At 71.8% G+C, this 19,092-nt stretch carries 20 protein-coding genes; 7 read left to right on the top strand and 13 right to left on the bottom strand.

What is annotated here, in order from left to right:
• Nucleotides 1-9 precede the first annotated feature (9 nt).
• Nucleotides 10-972: a zinc-binding alcohol dehydrogenase gene (locus HUT10_RS32620; protein WP_176174698.1), complete on the bottom strand. Its 963-nt coding sequence runs from the start codon at nucleotides 970-972 to the stop codon at nucleotides 10-12.
• 67 nt (nucleotides 973-1,039) lie between these two features.
• On the opposite strand from HUT10_RS32620, the gene HUT10_RS32615 reads away from it, so the two are divergent.
• Nucleotides 1,040-1,789 carry a CDP-alcohol phosphatidyltransferase family protein gene (locus HUT10_RS32615; RefSeq protein WP_176174697.1) on the top strand — a complete coding sequence of 250 codons (750 nt, stop codon included), beginning with the start codon at nucleotides 1,040-1,042 and terminating at the stop codon, nucleotides 1,787-1,789.
• 55 nt (nucleotides 1,790-1,844) lie between these two features.
• Here the strand turns inward: HUT10_RS32615 and ligD are convergent, their stop codons facing one another.
• Genes ligD through HUT10_RS32600 form a run of 3 tightly spaced genes read right to left on the bottom strand, consistent with a single transcriptional unit; the run spans nucleotide 1,845 to nucleotide 4,562 of the window.
• Complete coding sequence (gene ligD, locus HUT10_RS32610) at nucleotides 1,845-2,810, bottom strand: non-homologous end-joining DNA ligase (RefSeq protein WP_176174696.1); 966 nt, start codon at nucleotides 2,808-2,810, stop codon at nucleotides 1,845-1,847.
• A gap of 31 nt (nucleotides 2,811-2,841) precedes the next feature.
• A complete protein-coding gene (locus tag HUT10_RS32605; RefSeq protein ID WP_176174695.1) occupies nucleotides 2,842-3,645 on the bottom strand; it encodes an oxygenase MpaB family protein in 804 nt (267 codons plus the stop codon).
• 32 nt (nucleotides 3,646-3,677) lie between these two features.
• Complete coding sequence (locus HUT10_RS32600; protein ID WP_176174694.1) at nucleotides 3,678-4,562, bottom strand: LysR family transcriptional regulator; 885 nt, start codon at nucleotides 4,560-4,562, stop codon at nucleotides 3,678-3,680.
• 89 nt (nucleotides 4,563-4,651) lie between these two features.
• On the opposite strand from HUT10_RS32600, the gene HUT10_RS32595 reads away from it, so the two are divergent.
• Together HUT10_RS32595 and HUT10_RS32590 are read left to right on the top strand one after the other, a co-directional pair.
• Nucleotides 4,652-5,944 (top strand): FAD-binding oxidoreductase, encoded by a 1,293-nt coding sequence (locus tag HUT10_RS32595; RefSeq protein WP_176174693.1) that lies wholly within the window; start codon nucleotides 4,652-4,654, stop codon nucleotides 5,942-5,944.
• Nucleotides 5,945-6,023: 79 nt separating this feature from the next.
• Entirely contained in the window at nucleotides 6,024-7,190 is a 1,167-nt protein-coding gene (locus HUT10_RS32590) for an acyltransferase (RefSeq protein ID WP_254897114.1), read from the top strand.
• Here HUT10_RS32590 and HUT10_RS32585 read toward each other — a convergent pair.
• Entirely contained in the window at nucleotides 7,187-7,609 is a 423-nt protein-coding gene (locus HUT10_RS32585) for a nitroreductase family deazaflavin-dependent oxidoreductase (protein ID WP_176174691.1), read from the bottom strand. The genes HUT10_RS32590 and HUT10_RS32585 overlap by 4 nt on opposite strands.
• A 99-nt stretch (nucleotides 7,610-7,708) precedes the next feature.
• On the opposite strand from HUT10_RS32585, the gene HUT10_RS32580 reads away from it, so the two are divergent.
• Nucleotides 7,709-8,173, top strand: coding sequence for a MarR family winged helix-turn-helix transcriptional regulator (locus HUT10_RS32580; RefSeq protein ID WP_176174690.1), 465 nt, complete (start codon nucleotides 7,709-7,711; stop codon nucleotides 8,171-8,173).
• Here HUT10_RS32580 and HUT10_RS32575 read toward each other — a convergent pair.
• From HUT10_RS32575 to HUT10_RS32565, 3 genes are all read right to left on the bottom strand, one after another.
• Nucleotides 8,170-8,529: a PLDc N-terminal domain-containing protein gene (locus tag HUT10_RS32575; protein ID WP_176174689.1), complete on the bottom strand. Its 360-nt coding sequence runs from the start codon at nucleotides 8,527-8,529 to the stop codon at nucleotides 8,170-8,172. The two genes, HUT10_RS32580 and HUT10_RS32575, sit on opposite strands and share 4 nt — an antisense overlap.
• Nucleotides 8,460-9,314: a cytochrome P450 gene (locus tag HUT10_RS32570; protein ID WP_254897113.1), complete on the bottom strand. Its 855-nt coding sequence runs from the start codon at nucleotides 9,312-9,314 to the stop codon at nucleotides 8,460-8,462. Before HUT10_RS32570 ends, HUT10_RS32575 begins: the two co-directional genes overlap by 70 nt.
• 105 nt (nucleotides 9,315-9,419) lie before the next feature.
• Nucleotides 9,420-10,097 carry a GNAT family N-acetyltransferase gene (locus tag HUT10_RS32565; RefSeq protein WP_176174688.1) on the bottom strand — a complete coding sequence of 226 codons (678 nt, stop codon included), beginning with the start codon at nucleotides 10,095-10,097 and terminating at the stop codon, nucleotides 9,420-9,422.
• Between the two features lie 51 nt (nucleotides 10,098-10,148).
• Between HUT10_RS32565 and HUT10_RS32560 the strand changes: the two genes are divergently transcribed.
• A complete protein-coding gene (locus tag HUT10_RS32560) occupies nucleotides 10,149-10,991 on the top strand; it encodes a PaaX family transcriptional regulator C-terminal domain-containing protein (RefSeq protein ID WP_176174687.1) in 843 nt (280 codons plus the stop codon).
• Here the strand turns inward: HUT10_RS32560 and HUT10_RS32555 are convergent.
• Nucleotides 10,978-11,373: a RidA family protein gene (locus HUT10_RS32555; protein ID WP_176174686.1), complete on the bottom strand. Its 396-nt coding sequence runs from the start codon at nucleotides 11,371-11,373 to the stop codon at nucleotides 10,978-10,980. The genes HUT10_RS32560 and HUT10_RS32555 overlap by 14 nt on opposite strands.
• Before the next feature lie 68 nt (nucleotides 11,374-11,441).
• Here HUT10_RS32555 and HUT10_RS32550 point away from each other — a divergent pair, with 68 nt between their 5' ends.
• Both HUT10_RS32550 and HUT10_RS32545 read left to right on the top strand, forming a co-directional pair.
• Nucleotides 11,442-13,784 carry a bifunctional salicylyl-CoA 5-hydroxylase/oxidoreductase gene (locus HUT10_RS32550; RefSeq protein ID WP_176174685.1) on the top strand — a complete coding sequence of 781 codons (2,343 nt, stop codon included), beginning with the start codon at nucleotides 11,442-11,444 and terminating at the stop codon, nucleotides 13,782-13,784.
• Nucleotides 13,781-14,935, top strand: a complete 1,155-nt coding sequence (locus tag HUT10_RS32545; protein WP_176174684.1) for an acyl-CoA dehydrogenase family protein — start codon at nucleotides 13,781-13,783, stop codon at nucleotides 14,933-14,935. The genes HUT10_RS32550 and HUT10_RS32545 overlap by 4 nt, the downstream gene beginning before the upstream one ends.
• Here the strand turns inward: HUT10_RS32545 and HUT10_RS32540 are convergent.
• From HUT10_RS32540 to HUT10_RS32525, 4 genes are all read right to left on the bottom strand, one after another.
• Nucleotides 14,892-15,563 (bottom strand): DUF2306 domain-containing protein, encoded by a 672-nt coding sequence (locus HUT10_RS32540; RefSeq protein WP_254897112.1) that lies wholly within the window; start codon nucleotides 15,561-15,563, stop codon nucleotides 14,892-14,894. The genes HUT10_RS32545 and HUT10_RS32540 overlap by 44 nt on opposite strands.
• Before the next feature lie 110 nt (nucleotides 15,564-15,673).
• Entirely contained in the window at nucleotides 15,674-17,077 is a 1,404-nt protein-coding gene (locus tag HUT10_RS32535) for a GH1 family beta-glucosidase (RefSeq protein ID WP_176174683.1), read from the bottom strand.
• 41 nt (nucleotides 17,078-17,118) lie between these two features.
• On the bottom strand, nucleotides 17,119-18,108 hold the full coding sequence (locus HUT10_RS32530; RefSeq protein WP_176174682.1) for an ABC transporter ATP-binding protein: 990 nt from the start codon (nucleotides 18,106-18,108) through the stop codon (nucleotides 17,119-17,121).
• The gene (locus tag HUT10_RS32525) at nucleotides 18,108-19,091 is read right to left on the bottom strand and encodes an ABC transporter permease (protein WP_176174681.1); all 984 of its coding nucleotides are present in this window, start codon (nucleotides 19,089-19,091) and stop codon (nucleotides 18,108-18,110) included. Before HUT10_RS32525 ends, HUT10_RS32530 begins: the two co-directional genes overlap by 1 nt.
• Nucleotide 19,092: the final 1 nt, after the last annotated feature.

Raw genomic sequence — 19,092 nt, 5'->3', positions numbered from 1 at the left:
TGGACGTGGTCACTGCGGCTGATACATGACACGGAGGCACGAGGCGGAAAGTTCATTCGTGGCCAGCCGGGGTAACACGGACGGCAGCTCTTCAAACATGCACTCGCCGCTGACCAGCGCTTCGAAGGCCGGATCGGCCAGCAGATCGAGTGCCACGCCGAGGCGCTGGGCGTAGCTGCGGTCCGGCCGCGCGACCGTCCCGACCTGGCTGCTGCGGATCGTCAGCCGCCGTGAATGGAAGTTTTCGCCGAGCGGGACGCTGATCCGGCGGTCGCCGTACCAGGACAGCTCGACGACTTCGCCTTCCGGCGCGAGCAGTTCCAGTGCTTTGGCGAGGCCGGCTTCGGACGCGCTGGCGTGCACGACGAGGTCGCAGTCGCCGAGGGCCTCCTCGGGAGCCGAGAAGCCGACGCCGAGCGCGGCGGCGATGTCCGCCTTGGCCGGGTCGACGTCGACCAGCTGGACCCGGGTCGCCGGGAAGCCGGTGAGGAGCTTGGCGACGCTGGCGCCGACCATCCCGGCGCCGATGACGGCGATCCGGTCGCCGAGCCGGGGCCGCGCGTCCCAGACGGCGTTCACCGCGGTCTCGACCGTGCCGGCGAGGATCGCGCGTCCGGGCGGGACGGCCTCCGGCACCGGCGTCACCGCGCTCGCCGGGACGACGTAGGCGGTCTGGTGCGGGTAGAGGCAGAAGACGGTCTTGCCCTGCAGGTGCGCCGGGCCTTGTTCGACGACGCCGACGTTGAGGTACCCGTACTTGACCGGGCCGGGGAACTCGCCCTCCTGGAAGGGCGCGCGCATGACGTCGTGCTGGCTCGCCGGGACACCGCCGCGGAAGACCAGGGTTTCGGTGCCGCGGCTCACCCCGGAACAGAGCGTCCGGACGAGCACGTCGTCCGGCCCCGGTGTGGGCAGCCGCTCCTCGCGCAGCTGTCCCGAGCCGGGACTTTGAACCCAGAAAGCCTGTTCCACGTGTTTCTCCTCAGCGGGCGACCGGAGGCTGGTGTCGCCACCCTATGAGCAATTCGCGGAGTCGACGATGATCAAACACGACCTACTCCTGCGTGCGGTGATCCCGGCGCCGGTGCTCGCCGCGGGGGTCTTCGCGGGCGGGTTCTCCCTGCTCGCATGGGCGACCGGCGTCGTGTACGGCCTCGCGCTGGTGCTGCTCACCGAGTGGGGGCTGCGCCGCAGCGGCCGTCCCGCGTTCGGGCCGGCGGACTGGATCACCTTCGCCCGCGCGATCCTCGTCGGCTGTGCCGCGGAACTGATCGCCGAGGGCGGGTTCTCCCTCGGCTGGCTGGTCAGCCTGGTGGGCGTGGCGCTGCTGCTGGACGGCCTCGACGGCCAGGTGGCGCGGCGCACGGGGACGGCGTCGGAGTTCGGCGCGCGCTTCGACATGGAGGTCGACGCGTTCCTGATCCTGCTGCTGTGCATCCAGGTGTCCCGCACGCTCGGGCTGTGGGTGCTGGCGATCGGCCTGATGCGCTACGTGTTCGTCGCCGCGTCGTGGACGATGCCGTGGCTGACCGCACCGCTGTACCCGAGCATGGCCCGCAAGACGGTGGCCGCGGTGCAGGGCGTGGTCCTCGTCGTCGCGGTGTCGGGCCTGCTGCCGCTGTCCCTGACGTTCGCCGCGGTCGCGCTCGCCCTGGCTTCGCTGACGTGGTCGTTCGGGCGGGACGTCGTCTGGCTGGCCCGGCACCGCGTCGCGCCGGCCCGGATCATCACGTTCACCCGCGCGTCCCTGCCCCGCCCGCTCGGCTACGGCCACAACCAGGCCGCCTGAGACGACCCTCCGGGTACGCCAACCGACCCTCCGGGTACGCGAACCGACCGTTGCGTTACGCGGATTCGCCGGATTCGCGGGCCGCGCGGGCCCGGCGCTTGCCCTCGTGCATCGCCGCGACCCTGGCGATCGGGATCGTGTGCCCCTCCTCCACCAGGTCCGCGGGCAGCACGAACGGCTCCGGCATCTCCTCGGTCCACGGGTCGACCTCACCCAGCAGGCCCGGGACCGTGTGCACGGTGAAGTCGCCCGGCTTGACGCCGTCGAGGTCAGCCCAGCGGACCGGGTACGACACCGGCGCGCCCGGGCGGTGACGCGGGCTGTAGACCGAGACGACCGTGCCGCCGCCGGCCCGCGTCGAATCCAGGAACACCTTGCCCTCCCGGCGTTCGAGCACGAACTCCGTGGTGCCCAGCGCCGGGTCGATCCGCTCGGCACGGGCCGCGACCGCGCGGGTCGCCGCCGCGATGTCCTCCGTGGACTGCCCCGGCGCGAGCGGCACGAAGACGTGGACGCCCTTGGAACCGCTCGTCTTCACCGCGCCGTCGAGGCCGTCCTTGCGCAACGCCTCCCGCACCAGCTTCGCGGCGCCGACGGCCAGCGAGAAGTCCGCGTCCGGGGGCGGGTCGAGGTCGAGGATCAGGTGTGTCGGCCCGTTCGCGGGCTCGCCGCGGAACAACGTCGTGTGGTACTCGATCGCGCGCTGGTTGCCGAACCACAGCAGCGTGCGGAGGTCGTTGCAGAGCGCGTAGGTGACTTCGCGCCGGGAGCGGTCGGCCCACAGCGCCCGCCGCTCCACCCAGTCCGGCGTGTACTTCGGCAGGTTCTTCTGCATGAACGGACCCTGGCCGCGCAGCACCCGCACCACGCTCAGCAGCCGGTCGTGCAGTTCCGGCAGCATCCGGTCCGCCACCGCTTCGAGGTAGTCGAGCATCTCCCGCTTGGTGACACCCGCGTCGGGGAACACCTCCTGGTCGAGACTGCTCAGCTTGACGCCGTGCCTTTCTTCATCGCCGCTCATGCGCCCACCCTCGCGCCCCCGCGGGAGGCGGTCAACTCCCAACGAGCGGTCGTCCGGTCCGCAGCCGCCACCGCAGATCCAGGAGGCAGAGGTTGAACGGGAACCGCCGCAGCGGCCCGGGCAGGACGCGGACGACCCGGCCCACCGCGGCGAGCAGCGCGTCGAAGCGGCGCTGGTCGGCCGCGGTCCAGGGCAGCCGCATCTCGTCGCGGAAGCGCGGCGGGAGGAACCCGGTGGTCACGAACCGGTGGAACCGCCGTCCCGGCCGGGCGAAGACCGGCGGCAGGAACTCCAGGTCGACGATCCGGGTGAGGTAGCGGCGGACGGTGTCGTCGATGCCGACCTCGGCCAGCCCGCCGGCCCAGTACGCCTCGAAGGCCGCCCGGTCGCCGGGCCACATCTCCGGACGCACCTGCAGGGTGGTCCCGAGGGCGGCGGCCTCGGCGTAGAACCGCTCCGGCTCGCCGCCGACGAACGCGAGGTAGACGTCTTCGAAGCCCTTGTACAGGCAGGCCGCGACCCACAGCTGGAGGTCGGTGTCGAAGGCGTCGTAGGCGACCGGGCTCGCCGGGGTCGAGCGCACCTGCGCGTGGGCCCGGTCGACGGCCTTCCGGTAGGCCGCGCGCTCGGCGTCGGTGCCCATCGTCGCGACCGCCAGGTAGGTCAGCGTGGTCCGCGTCCGCTTCACCGGGTGGCGGAAGAGGTTGCCGCTGTCGACCCGGCTCTCCAGGACGCCGTGCCCGACCGGCGCGCGGGACAGCTGCATGATCACGTTCGCGCTGCCGGCCAGCAGCCCGGCACCGACGACGGCGTCGCGGAGGGCGGTCTCGGTCATCACCCGATGAGAGCGCCCCTGTTGACGACCTGTCAAGAGCGGTAAGCCGCCCGGGCGAACGCGATCAACGCCCGCGCGGCCGGGCTCAGCGGCCCCTCCGTCCGCCACGCGAGCGCCAGCACGCCGCGCAGCCCCGGCCCGAGCAGCTCGACGACGGACAGCTCGGACTGGTGGTAGCGGGCCAGCGACTCCGGCACGATCGCCACCCCGAGCCCGCGCATGGCCAGCTGCACCAGCACGTTCGGGTCGGCCGCCTCGAACGCGATCCGCGGCGTCAGCCCGGCCCGCGCGAAGGCGGCGTCGAGCGCCGTCCGCAGGCCCGTTCCCTTGGGCAACGCCATCAGCGGCAGGCCGTCGAGCTCGGGGATCTCCGCCTCCTCGCGGCCGGCCAGCGGACCGGAGGGCGCGGTGACGGCCAGGAACGGCTCGTCGAGCAGCACCTGGGTCGCGATCCCGGGCGGCGGGTCCGCCGCGAGGCCGACGACGGCGAGGTCGAGCCGGCCCTCGCGCAACCCCGCCAGCATGGTGTCGGAGTTGGCCTCCGAGAGCGTGATCTCGACCGCCGGGTACCGCTCGTGGAAGCCGGCCAGCAGGTCGGGCAGCCCGACCGGCCCCGCCGACGTCACCGCGCCGATCGCCACCTGCCCGCGGACCAGCCCGGCGAGCTCTTCGACGGCTTCGCGCACCCCCTGCACCGCCGCGAGTGCGGCCCGGGCGTGCGGGAGGGCCGCGGCGCCGACGTCGGTGAGCCGGACGGTCCGGCCGGAGCGGTCCAGCAGCTCCTGCCCCAGCTCCCGTTCCAGGCGTTTGACCTGCGCGCTCACCCCGGGCTGGGCGACGTGCAGCCGCTCGGCCGCGCGCGTGAAGCCACCTTCCTCCGCGACGGCGACGAAGTACGCGAGCTGGTGCAGTTCCATAAGCACTGATTCTAGTCGGCAGAAAAACCAGATCTTGGACTTCTGATCGCGTTCCCCCGAAGCTGGAAGCAGGAACGAAAGGAGCCGAGATGAACATCCTCCGCCCAGGTCAGGACGGGTACGCCGAAGAAGTCGCCGGCTTCCAGACGGCGGTGCCCACCTCGCCCGCGGCCGTCGTCGCGGCCGAAAGCGCCGAGGACGTCGCCGCCGCGGTGCGCTACGCGGCCGAGCACGGGCTGGGCGTCACCGTCCAGGCCACCGGGCACGGCCTGACCACGGGCACCGACGGCCTCCTGATCAGCACCCGGCGGCTGACGGGTGTCGAGATCGACGCCGCGGCCCGCACCGCCCGCGTCGAGGCGGGTGCCCGGTGGGAGGCGGTGCTCGAAGCCGCCGGGAAGCACGGGCTGGCGCCGCTCAGCGGCTCGTCCCCGGACGTCGGCGTCGTCGGCTACACGCTCAGCGGCGGCTTCGGCCTGATGGCCCGCCGGTACGGGCGCGCCGCCGACCATGTCCGCGCGCTCGACGTCGTGACCGCCGACGGCGAGCTCCGGCGCGTCGAGCCGGGCTCGGACCTGTTCTGGGCCCTGCGCGGCGGCCGCGACGGCTTCGGCGTCGTGACGGCGATCGAGTTCGGCCTCCTGCCGGTGCGCGAGCTCTACGGCGGCAGCCTCACCTTCGACAGCGCCGACGTGCCCGCCGTGCTGCGGGCCTGGCGGACGTGGTCGGCGGCCGCGCCGGACACGCTGACGACGTCGGTGGCCCTGATCCCGTACCCCGACCTGCCGATGGTGCCGGAGCCGCTGCGCGGGAAGCACGTCGCCCAGGTCCGGATCGCCTACCTCGGCGAGAACGGTGACGACCTCGTGGCGCCGCTCCGGGCCGTCGCCCCGGCGCTGGCGGACACGCTGCGGCGGCTGCCGTTCACCGAGTCGGGGTCGATCGCGGCCGAGCCGCGGCAGCCGCACGGCTACCACGGCACCAACGCCACGGTTTCCCAGCTGAACGACGCCATGCTCGACGCGGTCGTCGAGCACGCGGGCCCGGGCGCGGCCGCGCCGCCGGTGCTGATCGTCGACCGGCTGGGTGGCGCGCTCGCCCGGACGCCGGAGACACCGGGTGTGGGCTGGGACCGCTCGGCGGAGTTCGTCGTCCGGGCGCTGTCGGTGGTCGGCGCCGACGGGGTCGCGGCGGTGCGGCGCGCGCACGCGAAGCTGTTCGACGCGCTGGCGCCGTGGACGACCGGGCGGCTGCTGCCGTTCGTCTACGGCGAGCACGCGCCGGAGGAGGTCGCGGAGAGCGTCTTCCCGGCCGCCGACCTGCGGCGGCTCCGGGAGCTGAAGCGCCGGTACGACGCCGGGAACGTCTTCCGGGCCGGGTGAGGCGGGGAATCGGGCCGGAACCGGGCGCCATATACTCGGCCGGCCTGATCACACCGTTAGGGGAACCGTCTTGCGCACGATGAGTCACGAAGACTACCTCGGCATGCGGCGGTTCCCCGGGCTCGACGGCCTGCGCGCGCTGGCCGCGACGATGGTCATCTTCTTCCACTTCGGCGGGCCGAACTGGACGTGGCTGTCGGGCTGGGTCGGCGTCTACCTGTTCTTCGTGCTGTCCGGGTTCCTGATCACCACGCTGCTCCTGCGCGAGCAGGACCGGACCGGCCGGATCTCGCTGTCGAACTTCTACATCCGGCGCGTGTTCCGGATCCTGCCGCCGTACCTGGTGATCCTGGGCGGGATCGTCGCGTTCGTGATCCTGCGCGGCGAGTTCTACTCGCGGGACTTCCCGCAGGCGCTGAAGTACTACCTGACGTTCCTCAACGAGTTCCTGCCGGCGGCCACCACCGGAACGGACAACTTCTTCAGCGGCTCGTGGACGCTGGGGATCGAGGAGAAGTTCTACCTGGTCTGGCCGTTCCTGCTGGTGGCGATCGGGATCGGCGCGGCCAAGCGCAAGTTCCTGCTGGTCGGCGCGTCGATGGTGGCCCTGCTGGCCCTGGTCCCGCTGACCACCGGCGGCTTCGTCCTGAACGAATCCCAGACGGCGATCTACCGGTCGACGATCCACTACTTCATCCTGGCGGGCGGCTGCCTGCTGGCGATCCTGCTGCACTACCGCCGCGGCTACACCCTGCTGAAGCCCCTGACCCACCCGCTGGCGGCGATCCCGATCGTGGCGGCGTTCGCCCTGCTCCACACGAACTTCGACGACCTCTGGCACGAGACCCGCAACAACCTGTGGCTGCTGGTGGCGTACGCGGGGCTGACGATGCTGCTGCTGATCGTGCTGGTCAGCCCGGGCCCGCTGCGCTGGCTGCTGAGCACGGCCCCGATGCGCTTCGTCGGGGAGCGGTCGTACTCGCTGTACCTGCTGCAGGGGCCGGTGCACTTCGCGGTGGTCCAGGCAGTGCCGGGGCTCGCACCGCACCGGACGGTCTCGGCGGTGACCGTGTTCATCGTCGGCCTGGCGATCGCGGACCTGATCCACCGCTGGGTGGAGAAGCCGCTGATCGACGTGGGCAAGAGGATCATCGCGGCCAAGGAAGCCCGGCGCGAGCAGCGGCGGGAAGCGGAACGTCCTGCCGAGACCCGCGCCGAGCCCACGCCGGCGCCGATCGGCTCCTAGCGCTCCAGGACCACGATCGGGATGACCCGGTCGGTCTTCGTCTCGTACTCCGCGAAGCCCTCTGCGTGCGCCACCATGCCCGCGTACAGGCGGTCGCGCTCGGCGCGGTCGGCGATCACCGTTGCCGTGGCCTCGAACTTCTCCGTTCCGACCTCGACCGTCACCTTCGGGTTGGCCACCAGGTTGTGGTACCAGGCCGGGTTCTTCGGCGCGCCGCCCATCGAGGCCGCGATGACGTAGCGGTCGCCGTCCTTCGTGTACACCAGCGGGGACAGGCGCTCGGCTCCCGTCTTCGCGCCGATCGTGGTGAGCAAGAGCACGTTCTTGCCCTCGAAGTAGTTGCCGACCTTGCCCTCGTTGGCGCGGAACTCCTCGACGACCTGCTTGTTGAACTCGTTCATGTCGGCTGGCGTGGTCATGGGATCCCCTTGTTTCTGGCCGGTAGGCTCGAACGGGCGCGAGGTACGCTCGAGACAAGTGTTTGCTTTGCAAACAAAGCTACCGACGGGAGGTGAGTGGTGTCAACGGAGGCCGGACCGAGTGTCGAAGACGGCGTGCGGCAGCTCCTGCTGCTGATGCCACGCCTGGTCGGCCGGGCGAAGCGCACGCCGGTGCCGGCCGAGCTGAACGGCTGCGCGCTCGCGCCCCGGCACCTCTCGCTGCTTTCCTACCTGCTCTTCGACGGCCCGATGACCGTCACCGAACTCGCCACCCGCCTCCAGGTCGCGCCGACCACGGCCAGCCTGATGGTCGGCGACCTCAGCCGCCAGGGCGTGCTGAACCGCGACGAGGACCCGGCCGACCGCCGCCGCACGATCGTCAGCATCACCGAAGACAAGCGGCCGGCCGTCGACGCCTGGCTCGCGCGCGGCGCGAAAGCCTGGAGTGACGCGCTGACGCCGTTGACCCCCGCCGAACGTCAGCTGGTGATCGCCACGCTGGAAGCCTACGAACGCGGCACCTGCGACGGACCGGCCTGCTAGGCGTCGCCGCGCTTTTCGCGGGCCAGCCGGCGCTGGGCTTCCGCGCGTTCCCGGCACTGGCGGAGGAATTCCTCGTCGTCTTCCGGGTTCGTCGCGGCGAACCGGCCCGGCCGGTCGTATTCCGGGAACGCCGGCGCGTTCCGCTCGTACGGCCCGCGCGCCCGCGCCGCCTGCTGCGGACGCCCCGCGACCAGCCAGATGAGCGAGCCGACCAGCGGCACCACCAGCACGAGCAGCAGCCACAGCCCCTTCGGCAGGTTGCGGCAGGACCCCTCGTCGGTGGTGATCACGTCGACCAGGCAGAAGATCCACAAGCCGAACGTGACGACGCCGAGCAGGCCGTTGAAGTACAGCAATTCCCCGCCTTCCCCCGAGAAATGAACGCGGTAAGTCTTAGCAGAAGGCCGCCGCGGGTCACCAGCAGAACCGCGGGCATCCGGAGATTCGGCGCCGGAACCCACGAGATTTCCGTTTCCGTCAGGCGAAACCCGTGCAACGCCTCAAGAACACCGGCCGCCAGGGCGACAGCGTGCCGCGATCCCGGGCACGCGCGCGGCCCGGCCCCGAACGGCGTCCCGGCGAGGGACACCGTGACGTCGGCGCTGTCGATCCGGCGGCGGGTGGCCAGTACCGGCTGCTCCGCCGGTTTTCCGTGCCGCGCCGCCAAAAGCCCGTTGCCGATGAGGCCCGCCGTGGCGTCGCAGGCCTGGACGAGCAGGCCGATCCGGGCGGCGGCGAGCTCGGTCGGGCCGCCGCACACCGCGAGCAGCCGGGTCAACGCCGCTTCGGCGGCCGCGCCCGGCTCGACGTGCGGGTGGTAGGCCGCCGCGACCGGGACCACGTCGGCCGAGACGTCCGGCAGGCCCAGCGCCTCGGCGAGCACCCCGACCGGCACCGGCCGCGCGATCCCGGCCATCACGTCGACGACGTCGAGTCCGGCCACCAGCCGCCGAGTACGTGCAAAAGCGCTGTCCTGCAAGGCATCCGCGTCGACAGCGGCCAAGAGGTCCACCGCCAGCGCGCGCCGCCGGACGTGGTCGAGGCCGTTGCTGAAGCGGGCCACGGACGCGCGCAGCCAGGCGATGCTCCCCCGCGGCACGTCGGAGGGAACGGGCGGAACCGGCGCGGAAAGCGAAGTCATACCGCGAAGTTAGCGGCGGAAAACGTCGGCGAGCGCCGAAGTTACTGTGACAACCGGGGCTTCGCCCCGGGCCGGGGGCTCCGCCACCCGGAACCCCCGAAAGATTCAGAGCAGGGAGGCCGCCGGGAACCACGTCGCTTGCGGGCCACCACAGCGTTCCGGGCGCGGGACGTCGTGCTGGAACCACCACGCCTCGGTGACCCGGCCGTCCGGCAGCCGGTACGTCGGCGGGCCGGCGACGCGGAGGAGCCCGGCGGCCTGCAGCGACCGCGCGCTGGCGATGTTGCCGACCTCGGCGCCGGCACGCACCCGCGGCAGGCCGAGGTGGTCGTGGGCCAGCGTCAGCCCGGCCGCGAAGAGCACCCGCCCGTGGCCGCGGCCGCGGTAGGCGGGCGCGAGGTAGCCGCCGGTCTCCGGGCCGCCGTCTTCGCCGGTGTGCACGCTCACCAGCCCGGCGCAGCGGTTGGCTTCGAGATCGATCATCACCAGGTCGACGGACTGTGGATCGGGTGACGCCCAGTCCGGCCCGGTGCCGGGCACGACCCGCAGCGCGTCGGCCCGCGCCGGTTCGGCGACGATCGAGTCGCGCTGCCAGCCGAGCCACCGCTGCGCGGCCGGATCGCTGCCCCCGGCCACGGCGGCGGCGTACTCCCACGCGGTCGGGGTGCGGAACAGGAAGCGCCCGGAGCGCAGCACGTGGCCCTGCCGGTCGCAGGTCCGCTTGGTCATCAGGCGGCCCCGGCGGGTGAGCCGGTCGAAGATCCCCTTGGTGGCTGGCAGCATCGCGGCGAAATCGTAGCGGAGCGGACCGGCCGGGGTTGCTATCGTGGCGCGATGACGGCCGTACCCGAGGCAACCGAACTGGACGGCTCCGGCCGGTCCGCCCAGCCTCGCCAGCTCATCGTGACGGTGTACGGCCTCTACTCGCGCACCGAGGGCGGCTGGCTCTCGGTCGCGTCGCTGATCGATTTGCTGGCGGCCGTCGGCGTCGACGAGCCCGCGGTGCGCTCGTCGATCTCCCGGCTGAAGCGGCGAGGGATCCTCGAAGCGGTCCGCCGCGACGCGACGGCGGGCTACGAGCTGTCCGACGAAGCCCGCGAAATCCTGCGCGAGGGCGACGAGCGGATCTTCCGCCGCGGCCGCGCGACCCCGGCGGACGGCTGGCTGCTCGCGGTGTTTTCGGTGCCCGAGACCGAGCGCCACAAGCGCCACCTGCTGCGCACCCAGCTGGCCAGGATGGGTTTCGGCACGGCGGCCTCCGGCGTCTGGATCGCCCCGGCCCACCTCCACGCGGCGACCGAGGAAGCGCTCACCCGCCTCGGCCTGGCCGGGTACGCGGACCTGTTCCGAGCCGACCACCTGGCCTTCGGCGACGTCGCGGCGAAGGTCCGCGACTGGTGGGACCTCGACCGCCTGGACGAGCTGTACACGACGTTCCTCGACGAGCACGGCCCGGCACTGCGCCGCAAGACGGTGACGGACGAGCAGGCATTCGCCGACTACGTCCGAGTCCTGACCGGCTGGCGGCGGATGCCGTACCTCGACCCGGGCCTGCCGGCGGAGTTCCTGCCGGCGGGGTGGTCCGGGATCCGTGCGGCGGAGCTGTTCTTCGAGCTGCACGCGAAGCTGGAGACCCCGGCGAGGGCGTACGTCGCCAGGGCGATCAACCTCGGCTGAGCACCGCGAACCCCTGCACCTCCACCAGCGCCTCCGCGTCCCACAGCCGGGACACGCCGATGCCCGCCATCGCCGGGTACTCCGTTCCCGCCAGCCGCTTCCACACCCGGCCGATCTCGCGGGCGTGGTTGCGGTAGTCGGCCATGTCCACGATGTAGATCGTCACGCTGCACAGGTCCGCCGGTGACCCGCCCGCCGCGCGCAGGGACGCCAGCAGGTTGCCCAGCGCGCGCTCGAACTGCTCGACCACCCCCTCGCCGACGATCTTGTTCGACGCGTCCAGCGCGGTCTGGCCGGCGAGGAAGACCACCCGGCCCTCGGCCACCACCGCGTGCGAGAACCCGGACGGCTTGCCCAGCTCCGGCGGGTTGATGCGTTCCATGAGAAGACACCGTACGCCATCTTTCGCCTCATTGACGGTCGTACGCACCACGACATACCCTGGACGACGTGCGAATCGCGGTCATCGGTGGCGGCCCGGCGGGTCTGTACTTCGCCGCGCTCGCGAAGCAGCTCGGTCCCGGCCACGAAATCACCGTCTGGGAACGCAACGCCCCCGATGACACCTTCGGCTTCGGCGTCGTGTTCTCCGACGAGACCCTCGGCGGCATCGAGCACGCCGACCCGGCCGTCCACGACGCCATGAAGGCGGAATTCGCCCGCTGGGACGACATCGACGTCCACTACCGCGGCACGGTCACCACCTCCGGCGGCCACGGCTTCGCCGCGATGAGCCGCAAGCGCCTGCTCGGCATCCTGCAGAGCCGCTGCGGCGAACTCGGCGTCGGCCTGCACTTCCGGGAGGACGCCCCCGCCGACCTGAGCGGCTACGACCTGGTCGTCGCGGCCGACGGGGTCAACTCCGCCGTCCGGAACCGGTACGCCGGGACCTTCCGGCCGAGCGTCGAGACGCGCCGGTGCCGGTACATCTGGCTGGGCACGGACCTCGTGTTCGACGCCTTCAAGTTCTACGTCCTCGAAACGCCGGCCGGGATCATGCAGATCCACGGCTACCCGTACGGCCGCGACGGCAGCACGTTCATCCTCGAGGTGCAGGAGGACGTCTGGCAGCGGACGTTCGGCCCGATCGCGGCCACCGCGCTCAAGCCGGGCGAGAGCGACGAGAAGTCGATCGCGCTGATCCGCGAGCTGTGCTCCGACGTCCTCGACGGCCACCAGGTGCTGGCGAACAACTCGAAGTGGGTCTCCTTCGGCACGGTCCGCTGCGAGACCTGGGTGCACGAAAACGTCGTCCTCCTCGGCGACGCCGCGCACACCGCGCACTTCTCGATCGGCTCGGGCACGAAGCTGGCGATGGAGGACGCGCTCGCGCTGGCCGCGTGCCTGCACGAAACCGACGGCGTCACCGCGGCCCTGAAGGCCTACGAGCTGGAACGGCGGCCGGTCGTCACGTCGACGCAGCGGGCCGCGCAGGCCAGCCTCGAGTGGTTCGAGAACATCGCGCAGTACGCCCACCAGGAGCCGCCGCAGTTCGCGTTCAACCTCCTCACGCGCAGCCGCCGCGTCACCTACGACAACCTCCGCCTGCGCGACCCGGAGTTCGCCACCGAGCTGGACCACTGGTTCGCGCGCAAGCTCGGGACGACATCGCGGCCGCCGATGTTCCAGCCGTTCTCCCTCGGCGGGCTGGAGCTGCCCAACCGGATCGTCGTGTCCCCGATGGACATGTATTCCGCTGTGGACGGTGTGCCGGGCGACTTCCACCTGGTGCACCTGGGCAGCAAGGCGCTGGGCGGCGCCGGCCTGGTGATGACCGAGATGGTCTGCGTCTCCCCCGAAGGCCGGATCACCCCCGGCTGCGGCGGGCTGTACACGCCGGAACAGGAAGCCGCGTGGAAGCGGGTCGTCGACTTCGTGCACGGGCAGACGCCGGCGCGGATCGGCGTCCAACTGGGACACTCCGGGCGCAAGGGCTCGACGAAACTCATGTGGGACGGCATCGACGAGCCGCTGCCGACCGGCAACTGGGAGGTGTGCGCGCCTTCACCACTGCCCTATTCGGACCGGAACCAGGTTCCGCGTGAACTGTCCACTTCGGAGCTCGCGGAAATCCGCGATCAGTTCGTCACGTGCGCCGAGGCTGCGGGCCGGGCCGGGTTCGACGTCCTCGAACTGCACTGCGCGCACGGCTACCTGCTGTCTTCGTTCCTCTCGCCGCTGACGAACCAGCGCACGGACGCTTACGGCGGCTCGCTGGACAACCGGCTGCGCTTCCCCTTGGAGGTCTTCGACGCGGTCCGGGCCGCCTGGCCGGCCGAGCGGCCGATGACCGTCCGGATCTCGGCCACCGACTGGTGCGAAGGCGGCATCGACGCCGACGACGCCGTCGAGATCGCGCGGGCGTTCGCCGCCCACGGCGCCGCGGGCATCGACGTCTCCACCGGCCAGGTCGTCAGCGAGGAACGCCCGCAGTACGGCCGCAGCTACCAGACCCCGTACGCCGACCGCATCCGCAACGAAATCGGCGAGGAGTACGGGATCGCGGTGATCGCGGTCGGCGCGATCTCCTCCTACGACGACGTCAACTCGCTGGTCCTGGCCGGGCGCGCGGACCTCTGCGCCCTGGGCCGGACCCACCTCTACGATCCACAGTGGACGCTGCACGCGGCGGCCGAGCAGGGTTACCCGATGCCGTGGCCGAAGCCGTTCGCCGCGGGCAGCCGCAAGCCGCAGACGGGCCGCTCCGACGGGCCGGAGCCGCGTCTCGACCTCGTCCGGTCCGGTCCCGCCGGTACCGCACACGCCCGCTGGCGACCGGGAGCTTCGTCATGACGTTCACGCTGAACCCCGAGCAGCAGGCGTTCGCCGCCGACGTGCGGAAGCTGGCGAACGAGCAGCTGCTCCCGCTCGCCGAGTCCGGTGTGGAGGGTGCGGTCAACCGGCCGCTGCTGAAGGCGATGGGCGCGCTCGGTTTGCTCGCTCGGCTCTTCCCCGGTGTCGCCTCGGGAACGCCGTCGAGGCAGGCGGCCGCGACGGACCTGTGCATCCTGCGCGAGAACCTCGCCACGGTGAGCACCGAGGCCGAGACGGCGCTGGCTTTGCAGGGCTTGGGAAGCTACCCGGTCCTCCAGTCCGGAAGGGACGAACAGGTCGCGAAGTGGCTGCCCGCGGTGGCGGCAGGCGACGCGGTGGCGGCGTTCGCGCTGACCGAGCCGGACGCGGGCTCGGACGCGGCCGCGCTGTCGTTGTCCGCCGAGCCGGACGGCGACGGCTGGCGGCTCACCGGCGAAAAGATGTGGATCTCGAACGCCCCCGAAGCCGACTTCTACACGGTGTTCGCCCGCACGACGCCGGACGCGGGCTCGCGCGGGGTGAGCGCGTTCGTCGTCCCGGCCGACCGCCCCGGCCTCGGCGGCGAGCACCTCGACCTGGTCAGCCCGCACCCGATCGGCACCGTGACGTTCGAGGGCGTCGAGGTCCGGCGCGAGGAGCTGCTCGGCGAGGAGAACCGCGGCTTCGCCGTGGCGATGCGGACCCTGGACCTGTTCCGCCCGAGCGTCGGCGCGTTCGCCGTCGGCATGGCCCAGGCGGCACTGGACGCCACGGTGGACCACACCGGCGAGCGGGAAGCCTTCGGCGGGCCGCTGATCAAGCAGCAGGCGGTGGCCCACACGCTGGCCGAGATGGCCACCCGCACGGAAGCGGCGCGGCTGCTGGTCTACGCGGCGGCGGGTGCCTACGACGCGGGCGAGCCGAACCTCGGCGGCCGCGCGGCGATGGCGAAGCTGTTCGCCACCGAGGCGGCCCAGTTCGTCGTCGACTCGGCGGTCCAGCTCCACGGTGCACGCGCGCTGCGGCGCGGGCACCTGCTGGAGCACCTGTACCGGGAGGTCCGGGCACCCCGGATCTACGAAGGCGCGTCGGAGATCCAGCGCACGATCATCGCGCGCTGGCTGGCTTCCGCTCGATCCACCACTGGCTGAGCAGCAGCAGGGTCAGGACGCTCAGCACCCCGGACACGGTGGCGGCGCTGAGGATCATCGTCTCCTTGTCGAAGCCCCGCGGCATGACCACCAGGAAGCCGATCGGGGACAGCGCACGGGACATCAGCGTGTTCATGCACATCGCGAAGCTGCGGATCATCCACTTCCGGTGCTCGCCGTACCGGCGCTGCCGGATCGCCCGCCACCCGGCGATCGTGAAGGCGAGCCACAGCAACGCGGCCACGACGTCGAGGACGGCGACGACCGGCCCGAACGGGCTCACCGCGCCGATCGCCGCGGCCATCACGGCCGCCGGGATGGCCCCGCCGAAGACGTAGACGCGCCCGACGCGGCGGTGGACGACCGGGTGCGTCCGGCGCAGCCACGGCCAGACCTGCAGGATCACCCCGGCGATGGCGACGGTCCCGAAGGCGATGTGCGCGACGAGCAGCCAGTAGTGCGCGGCGAACCCGGCAGGCGCGGGCACGCGCGACCGCCCGGGATCGAGCGTGAGGTAGGGCGGAACGGAGAAGGCGAGGAAGACGGCGACGACCAGGGCGAGCGGCGCCACCCAGGGCCGTCGCCACCACTTCGGCGTCGTTCCGGCGGGTCTGACTTCGGTTTGCACGGACACTGCCACCCCCGAGGTCGGCTTTCTTCCCGACGCTAGGGAAGACCGTGGGGAGGAGGCCATGGGGTGGGCCACCGGCGTCCCGGTGGGGCCCACCCCACCGCCGTTCAGCTGCCGCGGACCCGCCGGACGGTGTCGCGGTAGAAGTAGCCGCTCTGCTTGATCGTCCGCTCCTGCGTCTCGTAGTCCACCCGGATCAGCCCGAACCGCTTCGCGTACCCGTACGCCCACTCGAAGTTGTCCAAAAGGGACCAGGCGAAGTAGCCGCGCACGTCCGCACCCGCCTGGCGGGCCGCCGCCACCGCCGCGATGTGCGAAGCCAGGTAGGCCGTACGGCCGTCGTCACGCACGAAGCCGGTGGAGTCCGGGTCGTCGTCGAAGGCCGAGCCGTTCTCCGTGATGTACATCGGCAGGCCCGGGTAGTCGCGGCCCAGTCGGGTCAGCAGCTCGGTGAACTTGCCCGGCAGGATCTCCCAGCCCATCGCCGTCGTCGGCTCGCCGAAGGGGACCACGCGCGACGTCGGTGCCCCGTCTTCGTCGACGGCGGAGCCGTTCTCGTCCACGCCCGAGAACTGCTGGCCGAAGTAGTAGTTCACGCCGAGGAAGTCCAGCGGGGTCGAAATGATCGACAGGTCGCCGTCCTGGACCGGGAGGCGGACCTCCCGCGCGGCCAGGTCCTCCACCACGTCCGCCGGGTAGCGGCCGTGGACCAGCGGATCCAGGTAGATGCGGACGCCGAGGCCGTCGGCCTGGCGCGCCGCGCGCACGTCCTCCGGGGAGTCCGTCGCCGGGTCGGCCGTGCACATGTTGAGCGTGATGCCGAACTGCGTGTCCGCCGGGGCCGCCTCGCGCATGCGCTGCACCGCCAGCCCGTGGCCGAGCAGCAGGTGGTGCACCGCGTGCAACCCCGCCGCGTAGTCACGCCGTCCCGGCGCCATCACGCCGTGCACGTACCCGTGCATCGCCGAGCACCACGGCTCGTTCAGCGTCGTCCAGTGGCGGACGCGGTCGGAGAGCCGGTCGAACACCAGCATCGCGTAGTCCGCGAACCGGTACGCCGTGTCGCGGGCCGGCCAGCCGCCCGCGTCCTCCAGCTCCTGCGGCAGGTCCCAGTGGTAGAGCGTCAGCCACGGCGTGATCCCACGGCTGAGCGTCTCGTCGACGAGCCGGTCGTAGAACCCGATGCCGGCCTCGTTGATGCCGCCGCGGCCGTGCGGCTGGACGCGGGGCCAGGAAACCGAAAACCGGTAGGTGTCCGCTCCGAGCGAGCGGACCAGCTCGATGTCCGACGGCATCCGGTGGTAGTGGTCGCACGCCACATCACCGGTGTCATTGTTGTCGATCGCCCACGGCACCTGGCAGAACGTGTCCCAAATGGACGGTGTGCGCCCGTCTTCGGCGACCGCCCCTTCGATCTGGTACGCGGCGGTGGCCACGCCCCAGCGGAAGTCCGGCGGCAGGGTGTCGATCAGCGCCTGCTGCTCGGCGGTCGCGGCAGTGGTCTCGGTCAAGGCAGCACTCCTCCAGTGGTACCGGACAGGTCGGACGGCGTTCAGGGAGCGGCGACGGGATGCAGCCAGCACGCCACTTCGCGCGCCGGGTCGCCGGGGGTGCCCAGCAGCGGCACGCGGTCGGGGCACGGCTCGAAAGCCTTGGGGCACCGGGGGTGGAACGCGCAGCCGGACGGCATCCCGCGTGTGTCCGGCGGCGACCCGGGGATCCCGCTCAGCTCGCGTCGCGGCCCGCGCAGCGCGGGGAACGAGTTCAGCAGGCCGTGGCTGTACGGGTGCAGCGCGTCCCGGTAGAGGTCCGACGCCGGCGCCTGCTCGACGATCCGGCCGCCGTACATGATCGCGATCCGGTCCGAGAACTCCACCAGCAGCGACAGGTCGTGCGTGATGAACAGGACCGAGAAGCCCAGCCGCTCCCGCAGCTCGACCAGCTGGCCCAGGATCTGCCGCTGCATGACGACGTCGAGCGCGGTGGTCGGCTCGTCCATGATGACGACCCGCGGTTCCAGCGCGAGCGCCATCGCGATCATCACCCGCTGCCGCATGCCGCCGGAGAGCTGGTGCGGGTACGCGTCCAGCCGGTCGGCCGAAATCCCCACCAGCTTCAGCAGGTCACGGGCCCGCGCGAGGCGGCTCGCCTTCGTGGTGCGCGGTTCGTGCGCCTTGATCACGTCGACGAGCTGCGTGACGACCTTGTGCACCGGGTTCAGCGAGTTCATCGCACCCTGGAACACGATGGACGTCTCCGCCCACCGGAAGTCGCGGAGCTGCTTGTCGGTCAAGCGGAGCACGTCGTACGGTTCGCCGTCCGCGGGGTGGTAGATCACCTCGCCGCCGCGGATCACGCCCGGTGGCGCGAGCAGCCGCGTCAGCCCGTAGGCCAAAGTGGACTTGCCGCTGCCGCTTTCCCCGGCCAGGCCGAGCACTTCGCCGCGGTGCAGCGTCAGGTGCACGTCCCGGACCGCGCGCACGGCTTCGTCGCCGACGCCGTAGTCGACGTCCAGGCCCTTGATCTCCAGCACCGGGTCCATCACGGCCGCTCCTCCCGCCCGAGCACGGGCGTGAAGCCCACGCGCATCCGGTGCGTCTTCCCGTCCGCGCCGCGCACGCGGGACTTGCCGCTGCCGCGCAGCCGCGGGCTGACGAATTCGTCGATGCCGAAGTTCAGCAGGGACAACGCCGTGCCGAGGATGGCGATCGCCAGCCCGGCCGGCACGAACCACCACCACGCGCCCTGGGCGAGCGCCTGCTGGCTCTGCGCCCAGAACAGGATCGTGCCCCAGTTCCAGTCGGACAGCCCGGAGACGCCGACGAAGGCCAGCGTGATCTCCGACATCACGGCGAAGATCACCGTGCCGACGAAGCTGGACGCGATCACCGCGGTCAGGTTCGGCAGGATCTCGAAGAAGATGATCCGCCAGGTCGACTCGCCGGTCGCGCGGGCCGCTTCGACGTACTCGCGGCCTCTCAGTGACAACGTCTGCGCCCGGAGCACCCGCGCGCCCCACGCCCACGACGTGAAGCCGATGATCACCGCCACCAGGATGTCGCCGCCGGTGGGCACCGCACTCCCGATGATGATGATCAGCGGCAGCGCCGGGATCACCAGGAACACGTTGGACAGTGCGGACAGGCCTTCGCCGGGGGTGCCGCCGAGGTACCCGGACGTCACGCCGACGATCACCGCGAGGATCGTCGCCACGATCCCGGCGGCCAGCCCGACCAGCATGACGCTGCGGGTGCCGACCACGACCTGGCTGAAGATGTCCTGGCCGAGGTGGGTGGTGCCGAACCAGTGCCGCGCCGACGGCGCCTCCAGCAGGTCGCTGCTGCGCGCCGACGGGTCGTACGGCGCGATCCAGTCCCCGATGATCGCAATCACCAGGAAGAAGCCGATGACGGCGACACCGGTGACGGTCTTGCCGCCGGTGAGGAACCGGAAGCGGCGCCGGCGCGCGACCGCTTCGAGCGGGAGGGCCTGTGCGGCCTTGACGTCCGCTGCGGGTACGGCCATG

The sequence above is a fragment of the Amycolatopsis sp. Hca4 genome (assembly GCF_013364075.1).
In the GTDB taxonomy this organism is placed as follows: Bacteria; Actinomycetota; Actinomycetes; order Mycobacteriales; family Pseudonocardiaceae; genus Amycolatopsis.
Note: the sequence above shows the minus strand (reverse complement) of the source record. Positions and strands in the feature narration are given on the sequence as shown.